The sequence below is a fragment of the Lagierella massiliensis genome (assembly GCF_001407835.1).
In the GTDB taxonomy this organism is placed as follows: Bacteria; Bacillota; Clostridia; order Tissierellales; family Peptoniphilaceae; genus Mediannikoviicoccus; species Mediannikoviicoccus massiliensis.
The window spans coordinates 285,598-311,622 of record NZ_CYUO01000004.1 but is presented as its reverse complement, the minus strand read 5'-3'; the positions used below and the strand labels follow the sequence as shown (position 1 = coordinate 311,622).

Annotated in this window: 26 protein-coding genes and 1 other annotated feature; of the genes, 3 read left to right on the top strand and 23 right to left on the bottom strand. The window is 32.9% G+C overall.

Features of this window, described 5'->3' with window-relative positions:
- Window positions 1-54 precede the first annotated feature (54 nt).
- From BN2746_RS01470 to BN2746_RS01415, 12 genes are all read right to left on the bottom strand, one after another.
- Window positions 55-1,170 carry a transglutaminase domain-containing protein gene (locus tag BN2746_RS01470; protein WP_055078097.1) on the bottom strand — a complete coding sequence of 372 codons (1,116 nt, stop codon included), beginning with the start codon at window positions 1,168-1,170 and terminating at the stop codon, window positions 55-57.
- A gap of 89 nt (window positions 1,171-1,259) precedes the next feature.
- Window positions 1,260-3,002, bottom strand: coding sequence for a proline--tRNA ligase (locus BN2746_RS01465; RefSeq protein WP_055078096.1), 1,743 nt, complete (start codon window positions 3,000-3,002; stop codon window positions 1,260-1,262).
- A 51-nt stretch (window positions 3,003-3,053) separates the two neighbouring features.
- Window positions 3,054-3,246, bottom strand: a binding site (T-box leader).
- A 32-nt stretch (window positions 3,247-3,278) separates the two neighbouring features.
- Entirely contained in the window at window positions 3,279-4,184 is a 906-nt protein-coding gene (locus tag BN2746_RS01460) for a zinc ribbon domain-containing protein (protein ID WP_055078095.1), read from the bottom strand.
- A gap of 118 nt (window positions 4,185-4,302) precedes the next feature.
- A complete protein-coding gene (gene pepD / locus BN2746_RS01455) occupies window positions 4,303-5,739 on the bottom strand; it encodes a beta-Ala-His dipeptidase (protein ID WP_055078094.1) in 1,437 nt (478 codons plus the stop codon).
- Between the two features lie 9 nt (window positions 5,740-5,748).
- Window positions 5,749-6,960: a DUF819 family protein gene (locus BN2746_RS01450; protein ID WP_055078093.1), complete on the bottom strand. Its 1,212-nt coding sequence runs from the start codon at window positions 6,958-6,960 to the stop codon at window positions 5,749-5,751.
- 211 nt (window positions 6,961-7,171) lie between these two features.
- On the bottom strand, window positions 7,172-8,197 hold the full coding sequence (locus BN2746_RS01445) for a sensor histidine kinase (protein WP_055078092.1): 1,026 nt from the start codon (window positions 8,195-8,197) through the stop codon (window positions 7,172-7,174).
- 1 nt (window position 8,198) lies between these two features.
- Window positions 8,199-8,906, bottom strand: a complete 708-nt coding sequence (locus BN2746_RS01440) for a response regulator transcription factor (RefSeq protein WP_231718301.1) — start codon at window positions 8,904-8,906, stop codon at window positions 8,199-8,201.
- Entirely contained in the window at window positions 8,887-9,564 is a 678-nt protein-coding gene (gene phoU / locus BN2746_RS01435) for a phosphate signaling complex protein PhoU (protein WP_055078091.1), read from the bottom strand. The genes BN2746_RS01440 and phoU overlap by 20 nt, the downstream gene beginning before the upstream one ends.
- Window positions 9,565-9,572: 8 nt before the next feature.
- Window positions 9,573-10,328 (bottom strand): phosphate ABC transporter ATP-binding protein PstB, encoded by a 756-nt coding sequence (gene pstB, locus BN2746_RS01430; RefSeq protein WP_055078090.1) that lies wholly within the window; start codon window positions 10,326-10,328, stop codon window positions 9,573-9,575.
- Complete coding sequence (pstA, locus tag BN2746_RS01425; protein WP_055078089.1) at window positions 10,329-11,156, bottom strand: phosphate ABC transporter permease PstA; 828 nt, start codon at window positions 11,154-11,156, stop codon at window positions 10,329-10,331.
- Window positions 11,149-12,033, bottom strand: a complete 885-nt coding sequence (pstC, locus tag BN2746_RS01420) for a phosphate ABC transporter permease subunit PstC (RefSeq protein ID WP_055078088.1) — start codon at window positions 12,031-12,033, stop codon at window positions 11,149-11,151. The genes pstA and pstC overlap by 8 nt, the downstream gene beginning before the upstream one ends.
- 9 nt (window positions 12,034-12,042) lie before the next feature.
- The gene (locus BN2746_RS01415) at window positions 12,043-12,963 is read right to left on the bottom strand and encodes a substrate-binding domain-containing protein (protein WP_055078087.1); all 921 of its coding nucleotides are present in this window, start codon (window positions 12,961-12,963) and stop codon (window positions 12,043-12,045) included.
- Window positions 12,964-13,139: 176 nt separating this feature from the next.
- Here BN2746_RS01415 and BN2746_RS01410 point away from each other — a divergent pair, with 176 nt between their 5' ends.
- From BN2746_RS01410 to BN2746_RS01400, 3 genes are read left to right on the top strand one after another with little or no spacing between them, the layout of a single operon-like run.
- Window positions 13,140-13,793 (top strand): response regulator transcription factor, encoded by a 654-nt coding sequence (locus BN2746_RS01410; protein WP_055078086.1) that lies wholly within the window; start codon window positions 13,140-13,142, stop codon window positions 13,791-13,793.
- Window positions 13,790-15,100, top strand: coding sequence for an ATP-binding protein (locus BN2746_RS01405; protein WP_055078085.1), 1,311 nt, complete (start codon window positions 13,790-13,792; stop codon window positions 15,098-15,100). Before BN2746_RS01410 ends, BN2746_RS01405 begins: the two co-directional genes overlap by 4 nt.
- A 14-nt stretch (window positions 15,101-15,114) precedes the next feature.
- On the top strand, window positions 15,115-15,675 hold the full coding sequence (locus tag BN2746_RS01400) for a hypothetical protein (protein WP_055078084.1): 561 nt from the start codon (window positions 15,115-15,117) through the stop codon (window positions 15,673-15,675).
- A gap of 105 nt (window positions 15,676-15,780) precedes the next feature.
- Here BN2746_RS01400 and BN2746_RS01395 read toward each other — a convergent pair whose 3' ends face one another.
- The 11 genes from BN2746_RS01395 to BN2746_RS01345 all read right to left on the bottom strand — a co-directional run bounded on the left by BN2746_RS01395 (window position 15,781) and on the right by BN2746_RS01345 (window position 26,019).
- The gene (locus tag BN2746_RS01395; RefSeq protein ID WP_055078083.1) at window positions 15,781-16,506 is read right to left on the bottom strand and encodes a helix-turn-helix domain-containing protein; all 726 of its coding nucleotides are present in this window, start codon (window positions 16,504-16,506) and stop codon (window positions 15,781-15,783) included.
- A 222-nt stretch (window positions 16,507-16,728) separates the two neighbouring features.
- Window positions 16,729-18,105 (bottom strand): ABC transporter permease, encoded by a 1,377-nt coding sequence (locus BN2746_RS01390; protein WP_055078082.1) that lies wholly within the window; start codon window positions 18,103-18,105, stop codon window positions 16,729-16,731.
- A gap of 11 nt (window positions 18,106-18,116) precedes the next feature.
- A complete protein-coding gene (locus tag BN2746_RS01385) occupies window positions 18,117-18,758 on the bottom strand; it encodes an ABC transporter ATP-binding protein (protein WP_055078081.1) in 642 nt (213 codons plus the stop codon).
- A gap of 9 nt (window positions 18,759-18,767) precedes the next feature.
- Window positions 18,768-20,045, bottom strand: a complete 1,278-nt coding sequence (locus BN2746_RS01380) for an ABC transporter permease (protein WP_055078080.1) — start codon at window positions 20,043-20,045, stop codon at window positions 18,768-18,770.
- An 11-nt stretch (window positions 20,046-20,056) separates the two neighbouring features.
- Window positions 20,057-20,923: a 4Fe-4S binding protein gene (locus BN2746_RS01375; RefSeq protein ID WP_055078465.1), complete on the bottom strand. Its 867-nt coding sequence runs from the start codon at window positions 20,921-20,923 to the stop codon at window positions 20,057-20,059.
- A 1-nt stretch (window position 20,924) separates the two neighbouring features.
- Complete coding sequence (locus tag BN2746_RS09080) at window positions 20,925-21,077, bottom strand: CD1871A family CXXC motif-containing protein (RefSeq protein ID WP_055078079.1); 153 nt, start codon at window positions 21,075-21,077, stop codon at window positions 20,925-20,927.
- A 2-nt stretch (window positions 21,078-21,079) separates the two neighbouring features.
- Window positions 21,080-22,240: a TlpA family protein disulfide reductase gene (locus BN2746_RS01365; RefSeq protein WP_055078078.1), complete on the bottom strand. Its 1,161-nt coding sequence runs from the start codon at window positions 22,238-22,240 to the stop codon at window positions 21,080-21,082.
- 193 nt (window positions 22,241-22,433) lie between these two features.
- Complete coding sequence (locus tag BN2746_RS01360) at window positions 22,434-23,255, bottom strand: SH3 domain-containing protein (protein ID WP_055078077.1); 822 nt, start codon at window positions 23,253-23,255, stop codon at window positions 22,434-22,436.
- Window positions 23,256-23,314: 59 nt separating this feature from the next.
- The gene (locus tag BN2746_RS01355; RefSeq protein WP_055078076.1) at window positions 23,315-24,226 is read right to left on the bottom strand and encodes a 1-phosphofructokinase family hexose kinase; all 912 of its coding nucleotides are present in this window, start codon (window positions 24,224-24,226) and stop codon (window positions 23,315-23,317) included.
- Between the two features lie 8 nt (window positions 24,227-24,234).
- On the bottom strand, window positions 24,235-25,383 hold the full coding sequence (locus BN2746_RS01350) for a zinc-ribbon domain-containing protein (RefSeq protein WP_055078075.1): 1,149 nt from the start codon (window positions 25,381-25,383) through the stop codon (window positions 24,235-24,237).
- Window positions 25,384-25,452: 69 nt separating this feature from the next.
- Complete coding sequence (locus BN2746_RS01345) at window positions 25,453-26,019, bottom strand: hypothetical protein (RefSeq protein ID WP_055078074.1); 567 nt, start codon at window positions 26,017-26,019, stop codon at window positions 25,453-25,455.
- Window positions 26,020-26,025: the final 6 nt, after the last annotated feature.

The following is a 26,025-nucleotide window of genomic DNA, read 5'->3' as shown; positions in this document are numbered from 1 at the left end:
TTTATTAAATACAAAAAGCTATTGAGAATTGCTTACTCAATAGCTTTAAAAAAATTATTTTGCTTTTTCCCAGTTGAATTGGTAAATAAATTCATCTGCTTTATAAAAGTCTAATGCATTTCCATCTATTTCTGCATATGGATAACCAAATTGGTTAAGTGGTTCTCCAGCTTGTTTTGGTTGTAGGTTTATATCTCTTCCTTTTGTAAAACCAACTCTAACTGCGTCCCAATTTCCATAGAAGTAATCTTTTAATTCAAGTGCTTCTTTGCTGTCCTTTTCAAGATTGTCTGTTAGACATCCCTTTAATACATCGGCAATGTCTATTGGGAACCAGCCAGTTCCTGGTTGATAGTATTCAACCCAGCAGTGTTGTGACTTTGTTATGTCCGCTGTGTCGTCCTTGCTAAGTCTAACACCGAATGTTTCTCTTGCAGGAATTCCTGTTGCTCTACACATTGCCACAAATACTGATCCTATATCAGTACATTTACCAGCCTTTGTTGTAAGTAGTTCGTCAACATCTCCTTGACCACATCCTATAACGTCGTTATCTCTAATCATGTTTTCATAAATCCAGTCATAGATTGCTTTTACTTTTTCTTCAACAGTATCTTTGCCTTCAACTATCTTCATAGCTTCTTCTTTGATTGGACCGTTTATGTTAAGAAGTTTTGAGTCTTTAAGATATTCTTTAAATTCTTCTGTATTTATTTCCTCTTCTGGTTTTATTTCAGGTCTTAAAGCTTCTTTTCTTGTTACGTCAAATGAATAGCTAACTTTCTTTTCCTTTGCTTCTGGTTTGAATTCAACGTATATCATCTTGTTTCCAAGTTCGTCTTCTTCAACAGATGCTGTTCCAACTTCTTCGTCAATTGTTATCTCTTCATTCGAAATGTTTTGATATTCATCTGATTTTGCATATGGAATCCAAAGTCTTGCAGATTCCTTTGAATCATGATTTGAAAGATCAAAGTTTTGAGTAACTCTTCCTGATAATTCTTCAGCTTCCTCCTTTTCCTTTTCAGTTTCTTCTGTTGCAGCTTCTGTTTCAGTCGGTGCTTGCGTTTGTGGTGTACTTGTTTCATCTGTGTTGTCTTTTTTATTACAAGCTGTAAAGCCTACCGCAAAACATAGAAAAAGTGCAACTAATAATAGTTTTTTCTTCATTCTTGCCTCCTATAAATTATTTTCCTGATATATATACCCTTTTAGTATTATACCAATCAATAAATACAGTGGGACTATAAATCTTTAAATTATCTATAGAAATTATCCAAGCATTTTAAAGATTTTGAAATTTCATTCATCACTTCTTCAATTGCTTCTTCGCTGGTGATGTCTCTATTTTCCATTTCGCTTCTGGTTGAGTACTCAACTATATTTTCTTCTGCTCTCTTTCCAACTGTTATTCTAAGAGGGATTCCTATTAAATCTCTATCGTTAAATTTTACTCCAGCTCTTTCCTTTCTGTCGTCAAGAATAACTTCAACGCCCTTTAGTCTAAGCTCTTCATAAAGCTTTGTTCCAAGTTCCATTTGTGTGTCATCCTTTGTGTTAAGCACAGAGATTATTGCGTGGTATGGTGCAACTATTAGTGGCCAAATAATTCCCTTATCGTCATGGTTTTGTTCAATAATTGCAGTTACGGTTCTTGTAATTCCTATACCATAACTTCCCATGTAAAAATATTGTTCCTTTCCATTTTCATCTAAGAATGTGGCATTCATTGACTTTGAATACTTTTGTCCTAACTGGAATATATTTCCAACTTCAATTCCCCTTGCAGATTTAAGTGGCATTTTAGTTTCAGGGTCAATATCCCCCTCTCTAATCATTAGAAGGTCTTTAACAACTTCGCCATCAAAGTCTCTCTTGAAGTTTGCGTTCTTGTAGTGGTAGTCCTTTTCATTTGCACCAATTACAAGATTTTTCATCTTTGTTACTCTTTCATCAATAAGAATTCTAACCTCTTCAGGAATATCTGAAGTTGGTCCCGTGAACCCTGGTACTGAGTTTAATCTCTCTTCAATGTCAATGTCTTCCATCATTTCGATTTCATGTTCTGGAACTTTTAAGTAGCTGATGAGTTTTGCCATATTAAGTTCTCTATCGCCAGGAATTATAACTAATACAGGCTTTCCTTGCACCATAAGGTCAACTGCCTTTGCACAATGACTTTCTTTTACTTGTGTAAATTTGGATACATCTTCAATAGTCTTGCAATTTGGAGTAAATTCTTTTGTAAGTTCTTCCTCCCCAATATTTTCTTCATTGATTTCATAGTAAACAGGTGCCTTTTCATCTGTCGCTGCAAACTCAGAACCTTCGCTATAGAAGATTACACCTTCGCCAGTTTCAGAAAGGGCAATAAATTCGTGGGAGTTATTTCCACCCATTGCTCCACTGTCACCTGCAACAACTTTATAATCAATTTCAAGTCTATCAAATATAACTTCATAGGCTCTCCACATATTATCATATGCCTTTTTCAAATCCTCTTCACAAGTATCAAATGTGTAGGCGTCTTTCATAATAAATTCTCTTGATCTGTTTATACCAAATCTTGGTCTCTTTTCGTCTCTATACTTATGTTGAATTTGATAGATGTTTAGTGGAAGTTGCTTATAACTCTTTAACTCACCCTTGATAAGATCTGTAAAATACTCTTCAGCTGTTGGTCCAAGGCAAAACTCTCTGTCATTTCTATCTCTTAATTTAAACATCTCTGGTCCAAAAGTTTTCCACCTTCCAGACATCTCCCAAATTTCTCTTGGTTGAAGTGCAGACATAAGTATCTCTTGTGCTCCAAAGTTGTCCATCTCTTCTCTCACTATGTTTTCAATTTTTCTTACAACTCTATATCCCATAGGTAAGTAAGAATAAATTCCTGAAGCACTTCGTCTTATCATTCCACCTCTTAATAGCAATTTATGACTTGCAATTTCAGCATCTGCCGGGTCTTCTCTTAAAGTCGGCATATAAAATTTAGACATTTTCATAATTATTTCCTCCTATATTACAAATAAAATTACAAATAAAAAAACCTCCCACCAGAAGGCGAAAGGTTACGCGGTACCACTTCTTTTAAATTAAATTAATAATCTCTCATAAGCTATAAGGCACAACCCTACAATTTTCATTGCAACCTCCAAGATAGGTTCCTTCAACTACGCCAAAAGTTTTCACCAGCCACTTTCTCTCTAAAAGCTTGATTAAAGTACTATTTCTTTTCTCAGGTAGAACTATCTTATCATAAGAACAATCTTTTTCCAATACTATATGGCAATATTCTTAACTTTTTTATCCCACTTTCTATTAGATAAACTTGCTACAATCATTAAAACAATCCATCCAATTAATGTCCAACTTATTAGTATTGAAAGTATCAACAAAATAACCTTAGCCTTTCCCTTACACTTAAAGAAAGGTATCAGCAAAAATAAAATTGCCAAATACAACATCAAAAGGAAAAATTTTTCAGGAATATGAAGAAAAATCCCCATAGTCTCTCCTAAAAATCTTTGTATTGAAGGGCATGCAAAGTAAGAAATAACTCCAGCTATAACTACAATGAAGATGTTGAACACAATGTGAAAAATACTTCTGTTTCTATCCTTCTTACGAACGCGTTTTAATTCCTCTTTAGATATATAACCCTCTGGAACATACTCTTCTTCCACATAAAAATTTCTATTCACTTCAGAGTTTTCTTCCCTATTAATTTTTTTTGTAGTCTTTTCTCTTTTTTTCTTCGGATTTTTATATTGAGTAAAAAAACCAGAAGACTCATTGTCATCATAAGAGCTTGCAGATTTATTTTTATTTATATCCTCAAATAGATTATATTCTGTTCTCTCAAAGAGTCTTCTCTTCTTAGTGTCTTCTAAGTCATTGAAATTCTCAGATTCTCTATTTATATCTTTAGCGTTTAAACTATCTGTAAAATCCTTTTCGAAAACAGGTCTTTTACTTTTACTCTCTTCCCTTTGTTTTTCTTCTTCTCTCTTGTAGTCTCCAAGAAATTCACTAAAATCATATTTTGATTTTTCTTTTTGGTCTTCTACCACTTCAAAGTACTCAGGAATATCTCTGTCATTTTCCTCTTCAGCTATAGGCATTCCACAATTTGTGCAAAATTTATAGCCCTCTTGTAATTCTTCTCCGCAAAATTTACATTTCATAAAATCACCTTTTATATTTATGACTCAATTATATACTGAAAAAGAAAATGTATAAAGGTTAAAGAGAAAAATTTTTTTAAAAAAACTTCCTCAAGAAAATCTCAAGGAAGTTTTAATTTTATTTTTCAGAGCTACTTACTTTGTAAAGAAGTCTCTTTGTATATTCCCAAACCCTTTGAACAGATTCAAGATTAATTCTTTCTTTTGGGGTATGAATATCATACATTTGTGGTCCAAATGTTAACATGTCTGTCTCAGTAAGACTTTTCTTTAAGATTCCACATTCAAGTCCACAGTGTATAGTGTGTACATTTGGTTCTTCATTATACATCTCTTTATAAACTTCAATTCCCATTTTTCTTAGCTTTGAGTCAGGATCGTATTCCCATGCAGGATAACCTCCATCATCACTAACTTCAAATCCAAATGCTCTCATAATTATTTCATATGACTTCTTTGTTTCAAGAAGGGATGATAACATTGAAGACCTCAAAAGAGCAACTAAACTTATAGTGTCTTCTTCCTGTCTTAAAATGCCATTTGAAATAGAAGTTTGAACAAGTCCTGGAAATGCGTAGTCCATGTATAAAACCCCATCTGCCATTGCCATGAATGCAGATAGAACATCTTTTTGACTTTTTTCATCCCATACCTTTTCTGGAAGTTCTTTTATTTCAGAAAGAGTTGCTTCAAGATTAGGATCTGTTTCTCTATGTTCAAATTTTATCTCTTCAATTCTATTTTCTATTTCCTTAACAGCTTCATCATTTGCATATAGCAATGCTTTTGATACTATTGGAATAGCGTTGTGTTTAGATCCTCCTTCGATATAGGAAAGTTCCATTCCATCTACATCTTCAAGAAGTCTTGTCAACACTTTAATTGAATTTGCTCTAAATTTTTCAATTTCCTGACCAGAGTGTCCTCCAGTAAGTCCTGAAATAGATAAAGAATAGGCTTTTTCTAATGAAGGTTTTCTAAACTCTATCTTTCTTTTTGATGTTATTGTATAAGCTCCCGCACATCCAACTAAAAGATCTCCTTCAACTTCGCCATCTATGTTAAATAGATACTTACCTTCCAAGTCCTCTTGTTTAACGGCAGAGGCTCCATCCATGGCAAGTTCTTCTTGAGTTGTAAATAGAACTTCCAAATTTGAATGAGGTATGTCATCACTATCTAAAATAGCAAGACAATATGCAACTGCAATTCCATCATCGGCTCCAAGAGTTGTAGAATCTGCCATAAGGTATCCATCTTCTACCTTAAGTGAAAGAGGATCTTTACAAAAGTCATGATTTGAGTCTAAAGTTTTTTCACAAACCATGTCCATATGTCCCTGCAATATTACTGTTGGTCCATTTTCAAGACCCTTAGTTGCAGGTTTTTTTACTATTACATTATATAAATCATCTCTCTTTGCATAAAGACCTCTTTCTTTAGCAAAGTTTAAAACAAATTCACTTACTTTTTCTTCATTTTTTGAACATCTCGGAATTTTTGTAAGTTCTTCAAACCAATATAATACATCTTTCGGTTCGTATTTTTCTAACATTTTTTCCTCCTAATGAAGTACAAGACCTGACAATATGCCGTAATAATTTCCAATTACATAACCTAAAGTACCTACAAGTATGGCTGGTACAATTAGTTCTTGCCATCCTTTTGATACAGCCATTGCAGCAGCTGTTGTTGGTCCTCCAACATTTGCATTTGATGCAATAATAATTTCTTCAAGGGAGAATTTGAATATTTTTCCCCAAATAAGTGACCAAATCAAGTTCACTAAAACTATGATTAATGCAAATACCAATAGTAATGGTGCTTCCTTAATTATCAAAGATACTGATGCAGGTGCTCCTATTACAGCGAAGAAAAGGTATATTAAAAATGTTCCTATTTCTTGAGCTCCCTTAATCTTTGACATTTGTTTTGAAAATACAGATGAAATTATCATAGTTATTGTTGTGATTAAAAGATACATGTTTCCAAAAAATCCTGAAATGATTTTTGAAAAAGCATCTTCTCCAGGTAATGCAGCTTTAATAACTCCTGCAAGTTTATCTGAAACTGCAACAATTACAAAGGCAATTGCTACTGTTAGAGCTATATCTTTTAAAGATATTTCCTTAGCTCCCCAATATTGAGCTGCCATTGTCTTGTTTTCTGATTTTTGTTCATCACTCATTTTTTCAAGCTTTGCTTCATATGGCATTTTGTATTTTTTCTTAATTATTGCCATGGTAGGAAGTGATGCAAGTGTAAAGAAATATAAAGCCATCAATAAATTATCAGCTACAAGTGCTGCTGATGTAGTTTTACCTGGTACTTCATATAATGCACTCATTGCGACAAAGTTTACGGAACCACCTGTATAAGTTCCTACAAACATAGGTACTATGTCATTCAATTGTGGAATAAGTCCTTTTAAAAGTGCGTATGCTAAGAATCCTCCAATAATCGTTCCCAAACCTGAAATAAAATAAATAATAAGTACTCTTCCTGAACCTTTCCATATCTTTTTAATGTCAGCATGGAAAAGAAGCATAGGAACTGCAAGAGGTACAACATAGTCCCATACATTGTCATATACTGGTGACTCAGTTGGTATAACTTTAAGATTTGCTAAAACTAACATAAAAAATAATGCCAGAATACAACCTGTCACCTTGTTTGCCCATTCATACTTTTGCTCTAAAATAATTGCTAATGTGGCAGAGCTTGCCAAGATTGCCCATAGTATCCATGTACTATCGGGTGAAATTAAACTACCCATTTTTTTCTCCTCCTTGTAAAATGTTTTCACAACTATTATATACCTGCAATTTATCTTGTCAATACAATAAATTAATAAACTATAATCTCAACATAAGCATTATTATATTTATAAAAAAATAAATTTCATATAAGCGCGAACTAATTTACTGAACCATTTAAAAATTTTCAAAAAAAAGAAACCAAAAAGGAATTTAATCACATTTTTGGTTTCAATTATTTTTTTTATTTAATTTTTTTGGAAAGGTAAAAATAAATTCAGAACCTCCACCTTGGGCATTTTTTACTTTTATTTCACCCTTATGGGCAAGTGCAATGTGTTTTACTATGGAAAGTCCAAGTCCCGTTCCAGAATTTTTTCCCCTTGACTTGTCAGCCACGTAAAATCTTTCAAATATTCTTGACTTATCAGGTTCTGATATACCTATTCCAGTATCTTTTACTCTAATAACCGCTTCATCTAAATTAGAATATACTGTTATTTTTAATTTACCTCCAATTTTATTGTATTTGATTCCATTAGTAAGTAAATTGTTTAGTAAACTCTCTATTTTTTCCCTATCCGCATTTACAATTACAGGATCTAAGTCTTTTATTATTTCTATTTTTTTTACCCTTGCCATATTTTTTATATTGTCAATGCAATCCTCTGCCAAAGGTTTTAAATCAAATTCTGTAATCTCTAAGTTAATAGCTTCCTTTCCCGTATATTTTGAAAGTGAAATCAAATCAGTTATTAGTTCCAATTGCTTTCTTGCATCGTCAATGATTATTCCAGCAAACTCTTTTGCCTTTTCATCTTTAGCAATGCCTTCATGTATCATCTCTGCATGACCGATTATAGATGTTAAAGGCGTTTTTAATTCGTGGGTTACATTTGCAGAAAACTCTGAACGAAGTTTTTCCATCGCTTTGTACTGTGCCATGGAAAACATTGAGTTTCCCTTTTCTTTTTCAAGTATATCCAAGAGTTTTTTTATATCTTCATCATATTTAATATCCAATTTGTCATCGTTAAAAATTTCAGATATTATGATTGCTGAAATATTTTTAGGATTGTACTTAGCTTTTTGGTTTAAAAGTAAAAAATAATTTATAGTAGCGCAGAGTAGCAAAATAAGACCTGTTATTAAAATCAGGTCTTTGTTCGCCTTTAGAATGTAGTCAAATAATATTTTAAACACTATGAATAAACTTAGGTAAATTATTCCCAGTTTTTTTAAAATGTCCTTGTCCATTTTATTCTCCGTCTACGATTTTATAACCTACATTTCTAACTGTTACGATATATCCTTCTCTGTCGAGTTTTTGTCTTAAAGTTCTTATATGAACGTCTATTGTTCTGGTTTCACCTTCGTAGTCGAATCCCCAAATCTCCTCTGTAAGCTTTTGTCTTGAAAGGACTATATTCTTGTTTTGGATAAGATAGTGTAAAAGTTCAAACTCTTTGAAGGTAAGTTTTATTTTTTCCCCAGCAACTTTGACAGTTCTTTTAGAAAGGTCCATTTCAATATCTCTAAATATTATTTTTCCATCAACTTCTTCAGATTGATTTTTGCCATAGCGTCTAAGCACAGCCTTGATTCTCGAAATGAGTTCCATAACTCCAAAGGGTTTGTTCACATAGTCATCCGCACCCATGTCAAGACCTCTAACCTTGTCTATTTCTTCATCTTTAGCAGTAACCATTATAACTGGAATATCCTTGTACTCTTCGTTACTTCTCAGCCACTTTAAGATTTCATATCCATCCATGCCTTCAAGCATAATATCCAGCAAAATTAAATCTGGGGTTTCTTTTTTTATAGCTTCCATAAATAAATCTCCATCAGGAAAGCCTTCTGCTTTAAATCCTGAGTTATCTAAAGCATATACTACCAAATCTCTTATATTGTCTTCATCTTCCACTAAATAGATAGTTCTCATATTATCCCAACTTTTTTCCATGTGGTAAATGTTCAACATGTTTTCCTGTTATTGAATATTCCACCCATTCAGAAATATTTTCAGCATGATCTCCAATTCTCTCTAAGTACTTTGCAGTCATAAGTATATCTACTGCATACTCTGCAGATGAAGATGTATCAGCAGTTTTTATTTCTTTAATAACATCTTTTCGAACCTTGTTAAATAGTCCATCTACTTTGTCGTCATGTTTTTTTATACTATCAACTAAAGAAAGATCTCCTGTTACAAAGCTCTTTAAACTCTCTTTTAACATTTCAATTGAAACATCTGCCATTTCCATAATATTTTCATAAGTTTCGTCTTTAGTAATTTCTGGAATAGTCATTACTATCTCTGCTATGTCAACAGCATGATCTCCAATTCTTTCCATGTCAGTAACCATTTTTAGAGCAGAAGAAATAAGTCTTAAGTCACTTGCTACTGGTTGCTGTCTTAGTAAGAGTTTTAAAGCTCTTTCTTCGATTCTTCTCTCATATTCATTTACATCATCATCATTTTCCATAATGAACTTTGCCTTAATCAAGTCCTTATTTCTAAAGGATCTTATAGCTTCTATAATTCTAACGGAGATTAGTTCTCCCATCTCAGTCAGTTCTTCATTGAGCATATTTAATTCTTCATCAAATTTACTTCTCATTTTTCCCCCTAACTAAAACGACCCGTAATATAATCTTCCGTTCTTTGATCTTTGGGAACGCTGAACATTGCTTCTGTGTCAGAAAACTCTACCAAGTCTCCAAGTAGGAAGAATCCTGTTTTATCAGAAACTCTTGTTGCCTGTTGCATGTTGTGAGTTACTATAACTATAGTGAATTCTTTTTTCATATCATCAAGAAGCTCTTCTATCTTAGAAGTGGATATTGGATCAAGCGCTGAAGTTGGTTCATCCAAAAGAATTACTTCTGGTTCAACAGCCATAGCCCTTGCAATACAAATTCTCTGTTGTTGTCCACCAGATAGTGCCAAAGCGGACTTGTTTAACTTGTCCTTTACTTCATCAAAAATAGCTGCTTGCTTTAGTGATCTCTCAACTATCTCATCCAATCTCTTTTTATTTTTTATACCATGGGTTCTTGGTCCATAAGCAATGTTGTCATAGATTGACATTGGAAAAGGATTTGGCTTTTGAAAAACCATTCCAACTCTCTTTCTAAGTTCATAAACATCAATTTCAGAGAAGATTTCTTTACCATCCAAGTATATATTACCCTCTTTTCTATAGGACGAAACCAAGTCATTCATTCTATTTAAACTCTTTAATAAGGTTGACTTACCACAACCCGAAGGTCCTATAAATGCAGTTACCTCATTTTCTTTTATTTCCATATTCACATTTTTTATGGCATGAAAATCGCCATAATATGAATTAAAATTCTCTATTTTAATCTTAGTTTTGTTCATCTATTTATTCCTTCCAAGTTTTTTTGCCATTAAGGTTGAAATCCCATTAATAATTAAAATTATTATTAAAAGTATGACTCCTGTAGCATAGGCTTGATTTACATTAAGCCCTTCTGATGAAAGTGCATACATATGAAGAGCCAGTGTCCTTCCTCCAGATGCAGGTCCTACAATGCGTTTTGGAATCTCCGCAACTGTCCCAGATGTAAATAACAGAGCTGCAGTTTCCCCTACAATTCTTCCTATACCAAGGATAACACCTGCAAGTATTCCCGGCATGGCTGTTGGTAGTACAATTCTTACAATTGTTCTTACTTTTCCTGCTCCAAGTCCAAAACTTCCATCTCGAAGTTCTTGGGGAATTGCAATAAGAGCTTCTTCTGTACTCCTCATTATTAGGGGAAGTATCATTATCGCTGTTGTCATTGCTCCTGCAAGAATTGAGATATTCCACTTTAGATATATAACAAAAAATAACATTCCAAAAAGACCATATACTATTGACGGTATGGCAGATAGAGTATCTGCCGTTACTCTAACCACTCTTACAATTAAATTATCTTTATTTGAATATTCTGCCAAGTAAATTGCAGTCATTATTCCAAGAGGAACAGCAACTAAAAGCGCCAATAAAACCATTATAAGCGTATTTATAATCGCTGGAAACATGGACACATTGTCACTTGTGTATCTAAGGGAAAACAACTTTGGCTCAAGATATGGAATTCCTCTTATAAGCACAAATGTCACCACAAATACTAAACTTAATAGGGTTAATATGGAAAAGAAATATATAAAAAATTTTAAAATTTTAGATGATTTAGTCATGCTTTATCCCCCTGTTCTTACTGATTACAAACAATAGGTTGATTATCAAGATAAATATAAATAGTACAGCTCCCGTTGCTATAAGTGCTTCTCTATGAAGCTCTGCCGCATAACCCATTTCCGTAACTATATTCATAGTCATTGTCCTAACTCCTCTAAAGAGTCCTTTCGGCATTCTTGGTTGTCCACCTGCAACTAAGATTACCGCCATAGTCTCTCCTATGGCTCTACCCATTCCCAAGATAATTGCAGATATAATTCCTGACTTTGCCGCTGGAAGTACAACTGTAAAAATTGCCCTCTCCTTTGTAGCTCCAAGACCTATTGCCCCTTCGTAATAACTTTCATCTACAGAGTTTATAGCTGCTTGTGAAAGTGATATTACTGTTGGTAATATCATAATCCCAAGAATTATAATCGCTGAAAGCATTGTTAGCCCATTTTTGTTTATAACTTTTGCTATAACTGGAACTACCAATGTAAGTCCAAAGAAACCATATATTATTGAAGGTATGCCTGCCATTAAATTTATTCCTGCAGTAAATGTAGAATGTAATTTCTTAGGGCAATACTTAGCCATAAATATTGCAGTGAAAAGCCCAGTAGGAACTCCAAGGATTACGGCTCCAAGAGTTACATAGAAACTGGAAATAATAAATGGCAATATTCCAAAACTTGGGGGACTGGCAGTAGGGGACCATTTGGTCCCCAAGATAAAGTTTTTTATTCCGATTTCTTTTATTGTAGGTAGTCCTCTTGAGAATATAAAGAAGCAAATCACTATTACTGCAAGTATTGAAACACATGCAGATATTAGGGCTACATACTTAAAAGCATTTTCTTTTCTATAAAACTTTTTTCTATCTTTTTCTACCATGCTATCACTCTATTTTACATCTTCCCAGTCTTCAATTTCTCCAAGATAAACTGATTTTAAAGTATCCAAAGAAATATTTTCTAAACTGTTGTCTTTGTTAACTATTACTGCAATTCCGTCCATGGCTATAACAACTTTATTCAAATCTTTTTCACTGTCTTTAAGTTCTCTTGATGCCATACCGATTTGTGCAATGCCATCTTTAACTGATTGAACACCAGTAGTTGAGTCGGACATGTTTACTTGAATCTTAACATTTGGATTAATCTTTCCATAAGCTTCAACTAATTTTTCCATTACTGGAGTTACTGATGAAGAACCAGCTATTGCAATTGAACCTGTAACTTTGTCGTCAGGAGTGTAGTCCTTTGCGTCAGGGCTTTTTACATAACCTTCTTCTTCAACAATCTTTTGTCCTTCTTCACTCAATATGAATCCAATAAAATCCGCTTCTGCTCCAGTAGGTTCTTCCTTTGTAACTATGTTAAATGGTCTTGCTATTTTATAGCTTCCATTTGCTACATTTTCAGCAGTGGCTTCAACATCATCAACCTTTAATGCCTTAACCGTATCATTTAATGAACCTAAAGAGATATATCCTATTGATGATTTTTCTCCTGCTACTGTTGTCATAACTGCTTCAGTGTTATTTTGAATAACTGCTTCCACTGAAGTTGCGTCGTTGCCGTCAGCATCTTCAACTTTAACAAGTTCTACGAAAGCTCCTCTTGTTCCTGATCCTTCTTCTCTTGAAACAACGGAGATCATTCCTTCAATTCCACCGGCAGTATCATTTGAAGCTTCCTCTGTTGCTGTTGTTTCGTTACCAGCACCTTCTGTTGAGTCTGTGTCTGACCCACCTTTACCACATGCAGTAAATAGTAATGTTACTGCCAATAAAATTCCTAAAAATTTAAATTTCCCTTTCATTTTTTACCTCCAACTTTATTGTAACTACAATATAACAAGGCTTTGTTAAATGAAAAGTAGAGATTTGTTAATTCCATGTTAAATAAATTAACATTTGAATTTAGTAAATATCATTTCATTTTATTAAATAGGGCTGTTTTAGTATAATTAAGATATAAAGTTACATGGAGGAAAATATGAAAATTCTCGTAGTTGAAGATGATCAAATGATAAGAGAAGGTATAAGTGAATACCTTCAGGAGTTTGGCTACTCAGTTATAGAAGCTGGAGATGGCAAAGAGGCTTTAGAAAAATTTAATAATGATATGGACCTTGTCATACTTGATATTCAAATACCTTATATAAATGGACTTGATGTTCTAAAGGAAATTAGAAAAAAAAGCGAATTGCCCATTTTAATCCTTACCGCATTTAGCGATGAAGAATATAAAATTGATGCATTTACAAATTTGGCAGACGGATACATTGAAAAACCTTTTTCTCTGCCAGTATTAAAAGTTCAAATAGATTCTTTAATTAAAAAGTACTCTGGAACAAAAGAAAAATTTGAATACAATAACACAGAGGTCAATTTTACAAGTTATACAGCAAAGTTAAATGGCAAAGACATCGACATGAATGCAAAAGAGCTTGAGATTTTAAAATATCTATTAGAAAATGAAGGACAGGCTCTAACAAGGTCTCAAATAATAGACAATGTATGGAAGGAAACTGATGAGATTCCATTCGATCGTGTAATAGATGTCTACATTAAAGAACTAAGAAAAAAATTGGAACTTGACTGCATTGTAACCATAAGAAATGTTGGATATAAATTGGAGAGAAGATGAAAAATTTAAAAATATTTCCTAAGATGTTTATACAGATATTTTCTGTTCTTGGGGTAATAATCCTTCTAAGTCACTCCCTTGTCTTTTTTATTTTTCCAAAAACCTATTTGGAAACCAGAAAGGAAGAGATTACTTCAAAGGCAGATGAAATTTCTTCCAGCCTTAATGGAAAGAGCTTGGACTCAATAAGACAATCACTGGATTTTTATTCCAAGAGCAGCGACATAAAGGCCTTTGTAAATGAAAATGTTAAGGACAATGAAGTTCCCATTGAAAACAACATCGGCATCGACCCAAGTAGTGACAATAACTCCTTAATCATCGAGGAAAGAGAAATCACTTTAGAAGATTCTGAAAAAGTCTTTGTCCAATTTGTTTCTACTACAGATATGAAAAAAGATGCCAAGGAACTAAGTTTGAAATTTTTACCCTTTTCCCTTTCAATTTCATTTCTTTTTTCAATAGTTGTGTCTTTGATATATGCAAAGGCCATAAAGAATAATATTCAAGAGATTAAAAATGTTACAGATAAGATGATGGAGCTTGATGAAGGTGCAAGGTTAAATGTGGATTCTAAAAACGAAGTGGGAGAACTAAAGGAACAGATTAATAATTTATATTTTACTCTGCTTGATTCCATTGACGACCTGGAAGTCAAAAATAAAGAGATTTTAAAGCTTGAAAAATTAAAATACGACTTCTTTAGAGGAGCCTCCCACGAACTAAAAACACCACTGGCAAGCCTAAAGATAATACTTGAAAATATGAAGTTCAATATTGGAAAGTACAAAGACAGAGATTTTTATATCGATAACTGTATTGACATCGTGGATGGACTAAATCAAAACATTTCACAAATACTTTCCATCTCTTCACTGGAACATTTAAAGGACGACGAAGAGACATTAAGGATTAATGATATTTTAGAAGATGTTTTAGAAAAGTATAAAGTAATGGCAAGTCAAAAAAATATTACCATTGAAAATGGGGTTTCAGGCGAAGAACTTTACATTGGTAGGTCTGCCCTTAAAATTATTTTATCAAACCTTGTAAGTAATGCAGTAAAGTACACGAAAGAAGGTGGCTTTATAAACATTGGTGTTAGTGATGATTGGTTTTATATTGAAAATAATTTTGAAAGTGACTTTGACATTGACAGAATTTTTAATGTAGAATTTAATTCCAGCAAAGAAAATAGCAACGGACTTGGACTATATATAGTCAGAAATCTTTTACTAAATTATAATTTGAACTATGATGTTTCGAAGACGCAAGAGAAATTTATTTTTAAAATAGAATTGTCTTAATGAAAGGAGTTAGTATGTTTATTTTAGAATTGTACCAAGAAGGTGTTTCAATTGAACTTGCAACATTTAATAGCGTTGAAGAGGGCAGAGAATTTATTTCAAAACTGGAAGGCTATAGATGCGTTGAGGAAGATGGATTTTTATATGAATCAATAAAATTAGATACCATACCAAACTATTTGGAGCTGGAGTTTAATAATAATATTGTTCCAATTACAAAATTCATGTTTGTTGGCGAGGGGGATATAGATGTTTTTTGGAAGGAGATTCCAAACTTGTCAATGCCAGGAAATGGATTGGTGGAAGGAGTAACAAGGGTTGACGCCTATGCAATTGAAAATAATGATGTGAAAAGTTATATTGAAAACCGTGAGAAGGTTTTTGACGAAGCAAAGAGCTACTTGGAAGAAAAGGGCTTTGAAGTTTCAAGAAGCTACTTTGGCTCAGAAGACGGCGAAGCCATATTGTATAAGGAAAAAAATAGTAATGACTGGCACTTCTTAACACATCTAGATCCTTCCTTTTGTGATGTGGATGATGTCAGAGAAGCAGTGGATGAGTTATTGGAAATGTAATTTCAAAATAAAAATTAATTTTTGTATCAACCTACTCTTAATGGAGTAAGGTTGATACTTTTTATTTTTAAATCTAAAGCAACTTTGTTTTTAAATTCTAAATTATTATTTACTTTCTAGGCGTCTAATAATAATCGACAAAGAAGCAATAACTATAAAGTACAAAGTCAATGCTATAATAGTTTGCATAGTCCAACTAAATTTCCAAGGATTTAAAATTCCATAGGTAAATAAAGTTGCTCCACATAGTAATAGAAGAAATCGAATTATATAAATCCCCTTCATCTTCCTATCTATGACTATATTTTCTTTTTTAGGCTCAATATAAACCTTCCATACTAACTGCATAAAAACACCTACCACCCATACAGCTATACAAATATAAAATAGTCCCCACAAATCGTAGTAGTCTATAAATCCTGAAAATCCGGTGTAAAAGTTTTTGGTATTGTAATCTTGATGTGTTATTGGAACTTCTACAAGTTTTGATATAATCCACATAATTAATATTACTAATGTAGGAAGTGTTAACAAGATATTTATCTTTAAATTTTCAGAGAATCGATTTTTTTGATTTTCAGTAAAGGTGTTATCATTTTTGTCTTCATCGCTCTTTATACTCCCGTCTATGGAATCAATATCATCATTTAATAGATAGTCTATGGAACAATCAAAATACCTAGCCAAGTTGACTATATTATCAATATCTGGAGTTACTCCCGACTCCCACTTTGACACAGCTTGTCTTGATACATTTAATTTTGTCGCTAAGTTTTCCTGTGATAATCCATTCTCCTTTCTTAATTTATAAATTTTTTCACTGAGTAACAAATTTACTACCTCCTCTCCTCTTTATTAATAATATTTTAAAATCAAAATAAAAAATACTCTACCATCTATAGTCTACATTATGTCAACTCCCAGTTGCAATATTGTAAATTAGAGCATTTTTATTTTTTCTTACTGTTTTGTTAACTAAAAAACAAAAACTTCTGACTGGTACTTTACCATAGTCAGAAGCTTTTATATTTCAAGTCTTATTTGACTAACTTTTTAATTTGTATCTATTAGTAAATCTTTAGGATTTTTCTTTAAAATATTTAGTGATGACACTATTAGGGATATTAAAAGCACAATGGACATAAATACAACTACATATACAACTGCCTTTGGCATTATATTTACATCAAGGCTTGTAAGCGTCTTGTTAAATCCGTCAACTTCTGCACCTCCACCAAGTTGGCTTGAGGAAGCTTGTTTTGCAACTTGCTTTGCGATGTCGCCGGTAACTTTTTGTAAAATATTATTTCCAATCATCTTGCCTGTGTAGTCTGCAAGGAAGTATGATCCTATAAATGCAGGTATGGAAATAAAAAGTAATTCGATTACAAATTGTCCAAATATCTTTGCCTTGGAAATTCCTAAGGAAAGTAATACTGCAATCTCTTTTTTTCTTGCGTTCATCCATAACAATAACAACAATGAAACTACAACGCCAGCAAATATTAATGAACCTGCAAATAATTTATTTGCGATTCCGTAGATGCCTGAGATTGATTGTTGTAGTAGTGGATAGTTTGATGAACTCTTTATTAGGTTATATTCTCTCCAGTTGATGTCAAGCTTTCCAAGATTTTTTATAACCTTGTCTAAGTACTTATCTCCCTTTACAAAGAATGTGGCATCTTGATACACCGCTGTGTCCTCTGTGTTGCCGTAGACTTTTGCAGCTGTGTCGATGTCTGTTATTAATGTATTTTCGTATAATTCCTGTGCTGCTGTTACTCCACCTTCGTTGTGACCGTCAAATAGGCCTTTAATTTCAACTTCCACAGTTTCGTCTGCGCCCTTTTCGTTGTCCGCATCAAATAGATTGGATTTTATTTTTAATTTATCTCCAATTTTTAAATTATTTTTTGCAGCCAAGTCCTTATGCATTAAAATTTTATTTTTATCTTGTGGTTCTAAGTGATTGCCTTCAACTAATTTATATGCTCCTGAAACGAATTTAGTTTCCTTTGATGAGTCGTTGACTCCTGTAAGCATAACGGTTCTTCCGAAGTTCTTTGCTCTTTCTTCAGACATACCTGCACGGGTTTCGTCTGTTTCTATAATATCATGGTCCACAAGGTCTGCAACGCTGTTAATCCTCTTAACATAGTCGTCAATGTCCTCTGACTCAGCTATCTTTTTTATGTCTTCACCTTTAACATTTCCGCCACCTCTCGGTGTTCCCATGTTGACCTGTCTATTTATCTCCATAGAAAAACTATTTGTAATATTTCCAAAGGTTTCTTTAGACGCTCTATCTGTGGCATCTTTTATGGATAAACTGATTAGGCTAAGTGTTGACATGGCTAAGATAACCAACAGGATTATCAATGATTTTAAACTCTTTCTTGTTACATATGCAAAAGCATTTTTAATCAATGCTATACCTCCTAATTTTTTCTTACTTCTTTTAATTTCTTGCTATCAAGTTCTAACACAACATCAGCCGCCTTAGCAACTTCCTTGCTATGAGTTACAACTATTACACATTTATTTCTCTCTTTTGCAAGTTTCTTTAACACGTCAATAATTTCGCCAGCTGTTCCGTCATCTAAGTTGCCAGTAGGTTCGTCGGCTAAGATTACTGGCGCCTCTGACACCAATGCCCTCCCTATTGCAACTCTCTGTTGTTGTCCTCCAGAAAGTTTCATAACATTTCTTTTTACTTGACTCTTATCAAGTCCAAGCTCTAATAGTATATCTTCAGATGCCTTGCTGTTTACAAGTCTTATATTTTCCAGTGGTGAAAGGTAATCAATTAGGTTATAGTTTTGAAAAACCAGGGAGATATTATTTTTTCTGTGATTGCTATATCCCTTTTTTTCTATGTCTTCACCTTCAAATAAAATTTTTCCACTCTTCGGCTTGTCAAGTCCTGCCAGTAGTGAAAGCAAGGTTGACTTTCCCGTTCCCGATTTACCGATTATGGCATAAAATTGTCCAAGTTCAAACTTTTGATTTACTGATGACAAAACTTTTTCTCTTGAGTTTGAATAACTATATGTTACATTTTTTATTTCTAATACGTCCATTACATTCTCCTAACTTATTTTTGATAGTATTTCTTTTGGCTTCTTTATTAAGATTAATCCAGATGCAATTATAACTGAAAGGATTATGATGCTGATTAAAATTCCATAGCTTTGCAAGAAAGTAATAAGGCTTTCTGAAAATTTCTCACTCTTTAACATATTGTCAGTAACAGCGCCAGCACCTTCTGCGTTTATAAATCCACCAACAATTTGACTTAACATAATATTACCAAATAGTAGTGAAAAAACTGTTGCAGGTATTGAGACAAATAATAGTTCGAGGATAAACTGTCCTACAATCTTAATCTTACTTACTCCGATGGATAAAAGTATTCCTATTTCGTAGATTCTCTCTCTTAACCAAAGTATTAATATAAGGGAAAGTACAACCACACCACCAATCATTATGGCATAGGTCATAATCTTTATAATATGTTTTATTCCTGTTACAGACTCAAGGGCTTCTTCAAAGGCGTTTGAGTCCTTTTCTAAATTATAATCTTCCCATGGAGCGTCTATGGATTTTATTTTACCCATTGACTCTTTCATCTTGTCCGCAGTTTCTGAAAATAGAGAAACTTTATTTACAATTTTACTGTCGCTATCTCTTCCTATGGCACTTTGAGCTCCCTCATAGTCAACAAAAATATTATTTTCGCTAAAGTCTGATGACATTCCAGTGTACATTTCCTGTTTCTTTCCTGAAAATATTCCAACAATTTCAAACTTTTCTTCCTTATTAGAATCGGTTTGTCCAAGTTCAATAAACTCAAGACCAATTTTATCATGAAGTTTCAAATTATTCTTCTTAGCAAACTCTTCATGGACAAGGACTTTGTTTATATCTTTCTTTTCAATATGTCTTCCCTCTTTAATGGTAAACACGCCGCTACTAAAAAGTACATTTCTCTTTGTGCTATTAGCACCTTCTACAGCCAGAATATTTTTAAATTCATCTGGTAAATCTTCCCTTTGAACTTTCTGCTCACCTTCCACAACCTTTGCATCAGTCGGTTTTGCCATTCCAAAGTATTGGTACACCACTTCGTCAATTTCTTTTATTTTTTCAATGTCTTTGAACTTGTTTGTCTCAAAATGTCCATTGTCTTTTCGTGTGAGTGCCAGTGAGGAGTTGGAAGATTTATAAAGGGACTCTTCCATCTTCCCACTGGACTTCATCACACTTAAACATGAGTATAGACATGAAAGGACAATTGTTAAGATTATAAAGACGATAATTGTACGATTCTTTTTTCTCGTAACATATCTTAAAGCATTTTTAAACAATGTAAACTCCTTTAATTTTTGAATTTATAGTTGATAGCCTGTACTGGACATGCGTTTTTACATCTTGCACATCGAATACATTCTAAGTGATTACAATTTTTTACAGGATCTATATTCATTTGGCAAACTCTTTTACATTTTCCACAATTAATACATTTGTCTTTGTCGACTCTATATCTGAATACTGATATTGGATTAAATACTGAATAAATTGCTCCAAGGGGGCAAATGTATTTGCAAAAAGGTCTGTAGATTATAATGGAAAGAAGTATTGTTATGATTAAGATTGTAGCCTTCCAATAATATAAAAATCCTATGGCACTTCTCATGGTTTTGTTTAGTAACACAAGGGGTATTCCACCTTCAAGCATTCCCACAGGACAGATTAGTTTGCAGAAAAATGGTGAACCCTGTCCTAAAACATCAACCAAAAACAAAGGTAATAATATTACAAAGACAAGTAGAATAACATATTTTAATTTTCTTAAGTGCTTGTCATACTTAAATGTTTTTATCTTTTTAAAAAATGGAATCTTGTATAGTAAGTCTTGAAAAAGACCAAAGGGACATAGCCAGCCACATACAAATCTTCCAACAAGTGCTCCTATAAAAAATAAAAATCCAACTATGTAGTAACTAAATTTGAAATTTGAATTTCCTATTACCGCTTGTAACGACCCTATGGGACACGAGCCTTTGGCTCCAGGACATGAATAACAATTCATGCCCGGAACGCAAATCTTCTTTAAATTCCCACCGTAAATTTTACCGGTTTTATATCCTTCAAAGTAGGAGTTGGTTATTAAAAACCAACATGACTGAAAAATATGTCTTATAGAGTCGTGTATTTTATATTTATTTTTCTTGTTTCTGTTCATTTTATCCAATTCCTATACACTCCATACATATTCTTATGGCCTTTTCCAATACAACCTTTGCTTCCCCATTATTGTATCCATAGTAAATCATTCCAATACCAATGGCTATGATTACAAAGCTTGTAACTCGGCTCTTTAAAATTTTTTCTTTCATATTTATTTATTTAAATTTTCTAATTCTTTTTCTACAATCTTCTTCCAGTCCTTTAAATCGTGGGAGCCTGAGTAAGTTTCTCCAACAATCTTTCCATTTTTATCAATGAAGAAAGTTTCTGGTAGAGCTTGAATTCCGTTTAATCTTCCATTGAAGTTAGTCTTGTCTGGCATTAAGAATGGATAATTTGCCTTTGTCTTTTCTTGAATTGTCTTTGCCTTTGCAATAGCATCTTTGTTTTCGCCAGCTTCATCAACTGTGTCAGTTACAATACCTACTACATTAACCCCCTTGTCCTTCATTTCCTTTTGAAGTTCAACAAGATCTGGAATTTCTTTTATACAAGCTGTGCACCATGTTGCAAATACATTTACCATTGTAAGGTCGTAGTTTTCATAGTCCTTCTTTGAAAATTCTTTTCCGTTAATGTCCTTTGTAACAACGTTACTTATGTCTTCAACAGAACCCCCACCAAATGCTTCTGTACCTTCTAAGTCAGTTTTTTCTTGTAGTACAAATCCATTTTCTGGTCTGTCTTTTTTATCTATGATTTCAATTTCTGTCTTTCCAAATTCTTCAGCTAAGTCGCTACCATTTTTAGTGCTTAAATAATATTCATATTTACCATCTGATGATTCACCAATTTTTTTATGGCTGTCACATTTTGTTATTTTAGAAATTTCATCTTCAGACATTCCCTTTTCAAACATTCCTAAAGTAGCAACTCTTTCAAGAGCTTCTTGCCACTTTTCAAACTCGTCACCCATTTTTCCCACTTCAGCATTTTTTTGTTCTTCAGTCATCTTGCTGAAAGTTAACATTGCATATCTTAACTCTTTGTCTATTGGGCTTTGATCGTCTGACATATTTAATTCTTTATTCTTAATAGCAGACTTGATATTTTCTGGAAGTTTGAACTTAAGTCCAAGATACTCATATACGTATTCGTCCTTTGCTTCAAGTCCATAGTCAGCTGGTTTAAAAGTTTCGTTACTACCTTTTGCATCAGTTGTCATGCCAGCTTTTTCAGAATCAATGGACTGAGTTACTCCACTCTCTGTAGAATTTTTGTTTTCATTTCCCTTCTTTTGACATCCTACAGCGCTAACTGTTAAACATACTGCAAGTAAAAATGTCGCTTTCTTTAATAGATTTTTTTTCATTATTTTTTCCTCCAAATTTATTCTCATAAGTAAATTTTTGTAATTCATTTTTGATTACAAACATATCTTACAGGAGTTTTATGAAACGTTTATGAAATGAAAAAAATAATTTGAAATTTTTTATTTTTTTTAATCTCTCAAAGCTTTTAAATAAAAAAATACCCTATAGCCCTTTAGCTATAAGGTATTACTTCTACTTTAAAAGTTTTCCAGAAATCCATGCTTCAACTTTTTTACCATCTCTTAAATTGGTAACAGTTCCGTAGCACCAAATTCTATTTCCATCATTTTTTATTTTCTTTATTTCAATTGCATCGCCTTCAAGGGCAAGCCCTACAACCTTGCCGTCTAAACTTGGTTGTGATCTTAAATTTGATCTTTCGGCTTTTATCTCTACAGTCTTCCCTATCCAATTTTCTGGATTTTGAGGAAGTTCAACAGTCTCAACATCAGTTACATTTGAGTTTGAACCAACAGTATCTTCATCCAATACATCTAAGTTAACTTTTGAAAGAAGAGCGTTAGCCTTTTCAGAGTCCCCTACTATTTTCACATAGTCCTTTAATATTGATGATGCCAAATAGACATTATCGTCATCAATCGCCTTGTTAACTTCAGAAATAATACTATCTTCAGCCTCTTTTAATTTTTTGTTTGCTTCCTCATAATATTTTGAGCCTTCTCTATCTATGCGAGCAAGGATTTTTATAGCTGAAAGATAGTCTCCGTCCTTAAGTTTGCTTTCTCCCTGATGAAATATTTTGGACTCTTCCTTCAGTTTAAGAGTTTCCTCTCTCTCTTTTTCATACTTTTTATCCCCAGTCTTTGTGTATAGCCTTGAATAAATTGTTGACGCTGGGCCGAATTCTTCATCCTTGATATAGCCAATAGCTTCTTGCTCCAATTTTTTTAGTCCCGACTTATTTACTGCATAAGATGAGATTATAGCAATGATAATAATAAATATAATTGCGCCAATACCTATGGCAATTTTACTTGATTTTTTTAAATTCATATAAACCACCTATAACTTGTTATATTAATAATACTACAATTTTAGTGTTTAGGTAAAGCTTAACATATTTTATGAACCACAACTTCTTTAGAAATTTTATCTATATCCTCTCTCCTTGCCAAGTCTTTAGAAAAGGCAGTTGCAGTAGCACATGACATTGCTATTCTAAAGGACTCTTCCAGATCTGCAGTTCTTATATAAGTTGAAATAAATCCTGCAATCATAGAATCTCTAACACCTTCAGTCTTCACTTCATTTCCCTTAACGCCTTCACCTCTGTAGACACAGTCTCCACTAAATAGATAGGCTCCGTCTTTTCCAAGAGAAATTATTGCATGTTTTGCTCCCATATTAAGAAGTTCTCTTCCATATTTAATAAGAGTTTTCTCGTCTTCAATTTTTGTATCGAAAATTTCTTCCACATCCAAAATATTTGGTTTTATCATTAGAGGACCTCTTTTTATAAAATTTTTCAACTGACTTGGATATGCATCAACTATGAACTCAGCTTTATTTGCCTTGCATATAGAAATAATTCTATCAAGAATATCCTTGTCAACATTTGGTGGAAGACTTCCCATTAGTATTACAGTGTCCCCTTCTTGGATTCGTGAAATAAAATATAGGAGTTCAGTTTGTTCATTAAAAGATATGTTTGGTCCCTTACCATTTATTACGATGTTATGATTGTATAGTTTAATATTTATTCTCGTCTCATCGTCTATTTCTATAAAGGAAGTTTGAATCCCCTCCATATTAAGCCATTCTTTTATAAAATCTCCCGTGTGTCCACCAAGAAATCCTGTGGCAACTGAAGGCATACCCATTCGCCTTAATACCCTTGCTACATTTATGGCTCGACCTCCAGGAACTCTAAGCTCCGACGTCATTCTATTTTTATAATTTTTCTTGATTCCATCAACTTCAACTATAAAGTCCATTGATGGATTCAGGCTGATTGTATATATCATAAAATCACCTACAATTTTGATATCATCATTGTTACAATTGGTTTGAAAACAATAATACTAAATATTTCAATTCCGAAAACTACTATACTTGAAAGAGCAAGGTTTTTTAAATCCCTTTTGTCTTTCCATTTATTCATTAAAATCCCCTCAAGTATTAGGGTTTCTAAAATCATAAATATTATGAATAGTAAAGCAGACCTTCCTCTAACTCCATATCCAAGGATTAATCCAACTCCTGGAACAAAGTCGATTAAGATGTAAAAAAGTAATCTCATCACACTTGTAATAACTGCAAATGCGACTATTTTCGAAAACTTTTCACAGTCTTTAACTTCTTTAAGCTTATCCCACTTGTCAAAAGTCATAATTATATATGGCTTTAAAATTATCATAGCCAAGGCAAATACCGATACTACTATGGTTATTAAAAATCTATTTACACTTAGTGTTTGGGTTGGGCTGGACTTTCTTATCACATCTGTGTTGGTCACCAATATGAATAGAGTAGAAAGTATTATAAAGAAGTCTTTGTAAAATCCCCTTGGACTTTCTAAAATTTCTATAAAACTCTTTAGTGGATTAAATATAGTCTTCATTATCTTAAAATTAATCTCACTGAACATGACTCTTAGGTCTATAGGAGATTCTTCCCTATCTGGGTTTTCCATATAGTTTCTTGCTCTATTCAGGCTATCCTCTTCCCATTCCCTTTGAGTGCCTTCGCTATTTTCACTATGAACCTCTTCCTCATCTTCCACATTTTCATCATCAGAGATTTTTTCAACATAATTTTCTTCTTCATTTCCAATATCTTTATCATCTGAATTTTTTTCATTCACAGATAAATCTAATTCATCTTCAACATCATCTAAATCATTTTTTCCTTTAGATTTATTTGACACTTCACAATTTTCAATTTCTTCCTCTGACTTTGTTTCTTGAATATTTCCCGAATTTTTTAATATTTCTTCAAACCTTTTTGCTTTTTCTTCTTTGGTTTCTTGCTTTATATCTTCTTCAAAAGATTTTTCTTCTTTTTTTATTTCTTCATTCTTATTCGAATATTTATTTTTATAAAATTCATTTATGTTAAGTCCACACATGGGACAGAATTTTGAGTTTTCAGGAATTTTTTCGCCACATTCTGGGCAGTACATAAAATCACCTCGTTAATATTATAGCACTATAGTAAGTGGTTTTATTATTCGTTGACTTGTTGTAACTTTCTACCATGTTATGCCAAACTTACCTGAATGTGCGTTTTGAATCATCTGTCCCAATACGTCCATTGAGCTATCCAAAGACCAATCCACTTCTTCATGCATAATCCTAATTACAATATAGCCCTGTTTAGTTGCCACAATGTCTACTAAACTGTCCTTTAGTGCATTTGGAAGAGCGTTTGTAGAATTATCTTCAAGCTCATCACATTTTTTCATCCAAAACTTTCGTGGGTATCCAAGTTTTAAACTTGCAGGGTAATTTTCAAGTGAAATCTTTCTGTCATTTGTGAACTTGCCATTGCCATCATAAACAAATATCATTTTCTCTGCTTCACAAAATGCAGTGAGCATAATGTCATCCCATAGCTCTTCAAGGTCTGAAATATTGTATTTATTATCAAATGCATCAAGAATATTTTTTATATCCTCATCATGTTCTATTTCCCTTTTTAAAAAATCTAATTTTTTATTGTATTCCACATCTCCATTAAAATAGATTCTTATAGTTTTTTTCCAAGCTTCAATCTGCTCTTTTTCATCGTGTTTTCTATTAAATATACTACTTGTCATAATTAC